The 314-nt window shown below is 60.2% G+C and carries 1 pseudogene; it reads right to left on the bottom strand.

The features are described from left to right. Window positions 1-314 (bottom strand): annotated as a pseudogene (locus tag EE949_RS18250) (penicillin acylase family protein); the annotation flags it as partial.

Raw genomic sequence — 314 nt, 5'->3', positions numbered from 1 at the left:
GGGTAGGGGCCGACGTTCAGCACTTTATCCAATGGCTTCTGGGAGCCCAGCGGATGTCCATGGGTCAATGTGTGCGCTCTGCCCTAGACCCATTCGTCCGGGTTGTTGCCGTACAGGGATTTGAGGTGCGAAACGCTGGCACGCCACGCAACCTTGACGGTATTGGCGCGGCTTTCTTCGTGAGGTGAGTTGCGGTTGTTCCACCAAGGCGAGTCGGCATCAGCGGCCAGACGCGGCAGGGCCATGTCCAGCGAGCGTGTCGTCAGGAGCGTCTGGAACAGGTCATCGCCCAGTTCATCGTGGAAGGTTTCTTC

This window comes from Pseudomonas viridiflava (assembly GCF_900602065.1).
GTDB lineage: Bacteria > Pseudomonadota > Gammaproteobacteria > Pseudomonadales > Pseudomonadaceae > Aquipseudomonas.
The sequence above is the reverse complement of the archived record's forward strand: the minus strand, read 5'-3'. Positions and strand labels throughout refer to the sequence as shown.